The sequence below is a fragment of the Mesorhizobium sp. M1A.F.Ca.IN.022.07.1.1 genome, assembly GCF_003997575.1.
Lineage (GTDB): Bacteria > Pseudomonadota > Alphaproteobacteria > Rhizobiales > Rhizobiaceae > Mesorhizobium.
On sequence record NZ_RZST01000550.1, the window covers coordinates 1 to 2300 of the forward strand.

Annotated in this window: 4 protein-coding genes; all 4 read right to left on the bottom strand. The window is 64.6% G+C overall.

All coding sequences use genetic code 11. The features are described from left to right. Nucleotides 1–175: 175 nt before the first annotated feature. Nucleotides 176–493, bottom strand: coding sequence for a hypothetical protein (locus EOA75_RS31985; protein ID WP_095823956.1), 318 nt, complete (start codon nucleotides 491–493; stop codon nucleotides 176–178). A gap of 182 nt (nucleotides 494–675) precedes the next feature. Beyond that, complete coding sequence (locus EOA75_RS31990; protein WP_066990121.1) at nucleotides 676–1098, bottom strand: (deoxy)nucleoside triphosphate pyrophosphohydrolase; 423 nt, start codon at nucleotides 1096–1098, stop codon at nucleotides 676–678. After that, nucleotides 1095–1874, bottom strand: a complete 780-nt coding sequence (locus EOA75_RS31995) for a GNAT family N-acetyltransferase (protein WP_197507428.1) — start codon at nucleotides 1872–1874, stop codon at nucleotides 1095–1097. The genes EOA75_RS31990 and EOA75_RS31995 overlap by 4 nt, the downstream gene beginning before the upstream one ends. Further along, nucleotides 1874–2300 (bottom strand): bifunctional ornithine acetyltransferase/N-acetylglutamate synthase (locus EOA75_RS32000; RefSeq protein WP_206517102.1); only part of this gene is annotated, 427 nt, incomplete at its 5' end. The genes EOA75_RS32000 and EOA75_RS31995, both read right to left, overlap by 1 nt.

Genomic DNA, 2300 nt, shown 5'->3' on the forward strand with positions numbered 1-2300 from the left:
GGCCATATTCGATGGCCGTGGCGCCTGATTCATCTTCTATGAATTGCTGCAGCAGGTTTTTCATGGTCATCGATCCCTCTTGGCGGGAACCATAGCGCCTACCCGTTAAGAAAGGTTAACGGCAAAAGCTTAACGGGCGGTGAAATAGCGGTTTCTTGCTGAATTTATTAACCAATTAGCACTCGCCGTAGCGGCTGCCATCGTTGCGGATTACGCAAACGGAATTTGGCAGCGGCTGCAGCACGCTTCGCCGCAGGGTGTAGGTATCGCGGCGACCGATCGAACCGGTGCTGCTTAGGTCGAGTCCGCCGGTCAAGCTCTCGCGCGCGACCTGCGGACGCAGCTGGCTGTCCAGGAAAGGCGTCGCGATCAGAGCCAGCGCCACCGCGGCCGACCCGAAAAGCAGGGTGATCCGCAAGATACCCATGCCGGCATCGGCGGCGCGGAAAGTGCGGTCGGGCCGGATCGAGTCCCATTCTCTGTCGAGGCTCATGGATTGGCTCCAATCAAAATCGGCATGCCGCCGCGCGAACGATTTGCCTCAATTTTCCATGTCGAGATAAATCTTCCATTAACGCTGCCTAGAGCAGACGGAGCAAACGGCAGCTTGGAGCAATTCCGGCCGGAGGTCGCCAAATCAGCATTTTGGTGGAAACGCTGAAGCGGCTGTGACGATCACAAGAGATCGATGAGGAACTGGATCAGCGGCGCGTCCGCCGGCGGCATCGGGTAGTCGCGCATCTGGCGCGGCCTGACCCATTTCAGCCCCTGCCCTTCCCTCGGCTGCGCAATGCCGCGGAAGCGCCGGCAGATGTAGAGCGGCATCAGCAGGTGGAAATGGTCATAGCTGTGGCTGGCGAAGGTGAGCGGCGCCAGGCAGGGGATCTCGGTCTCGATACCGAGCTCCTCATGCAGCTCGCGCACCAGGCATTCCTCGGGCGTCTCGCCTGGCTCGACCTTGCCGCCCGGAAACTCCCAAAGGCCGGCGAGCTGCTTGCCCTCGGGACGCTGCGCCAGAAGCACGCGTCGGTCGGCGTCCACCAGCGCGCAGGCCGCGACAAGAAGCAGGCGCTTTCCAGCTGGCGTGATCTCGCTCATGCGTCCGGCCGCCGGCGATAATGGTAGCGATAGACTTCCTCGAAGCCGAGCGACCGGTAGAGCGACAGCGCCGCAACATTGCCGGCTTCTACCTGCAGCCATGCTTCGCGCGCGCCGCGCAGCCTGGCCCATTTCAGCGCCGACAGGATGAGGTTGCGGCCGTGGCCCTTTTTGCGCGCCGATTTTTCGGTGGCGACCTCGAACACGCCGGCGAGATCGCCGTCGTGGACGCAGATCAGCGTTGCCAGCGGCTCATTGCCGTCCTCGAGCGCAAACAGCCCCGCCTCAGGCTGGATTGCGCCGATGACTTCCGAGAGGCCGGCTCGCAGCGAGGCGTCCGAGCCGTTCGTCCTGATCGCCGCGCCGATGAAGCGGCTGATGTCTTTCAGCGGAATCTGGTCCATCGCGGCGTCGAGTTGCGCCTCCTTGAGCGGCAGACGCATCACCACCGATTCGTCGAACCGGCTCCAGCCTGCATCGTCGAGATGCGTCGACAGCACCTGCCCCGAAAGCGGCGACATACGAAAGGTCAGCGGCCGGCCGTAAGCCTCGAAGCGACGGCTGGCGCGCACGATGCGTTCGGCAATGGCATGCGTGTCGCCGGGATCGAGCGGATTGACCGAATTCAGGCGCTTCGCCGGATGGCCCGCCGTCAGCCGCACCAACCATGTCCCGTCATAGTGAACGGCCGCCGCCGGCCAGGCGCGAAAGCCCGCCGCCTCGTAGCGGCGCACGATCGCGAGCACGCTTGCCGGATGCGTCGACACCGGTGCCATCAACTCCGGTAGTCGCCATTGATGGCGACATATTCCTTGGTGAGGTCGCAGGTCCACACCGTCGCCTTGCCGCGGCCGATGCCGAGGTCGGCGCGGATGCGGATGTCGTCGCGCTTCATATAGGCCGAGGTCGCTTCTTCCGAGTAAGCCGGATCGCGCTCGCCCTCATGCGCCAGCCGGTTGTCGCCGAACCAGATCGACAGCCGGTCGCGGTCGGCCGGCTCGCCGGCCTTCCCGACGGCCATGACGACGCGGCCCCAATTGGCGTCCTCGCCGGCGACCGCCGTCTTGACCAGCGGCGAGTTGGCGATCGAAAGCGCGACGCGCTTGGCCGAGCGCGCGGATTTGGCGCCGGTGACGGTGACCTCGACCTGCTTGCGCGCGCCTTCGCCGTCGCGCACCACCTGCAGCGCCAGCGACTTCAGC

Coding starts and splice junctions, on each gene's coding strand:
- EOA75_RS31995 (WP_197507428.1), bottom strand. CDS start 1,874: ATGGCACCGGTGTCGACGCATCCGGCAAGCGTGCTCGCGATCGTGCGC.
- EOA75_RS31990 (WP_066990121.1), bottom strand. CDS start 1,098: ATGAGCGAGATCACGCCAGCTGGAAAGCGCCTGCTTCTTGTCGCGGCC.
- EOA75_RS31985 (WP_095823956.1), bottom strand. CDS start 493: ATGAGCCTCGACAGAGAATGGGACTCGATCCGGCCCGACCGCACTTTC.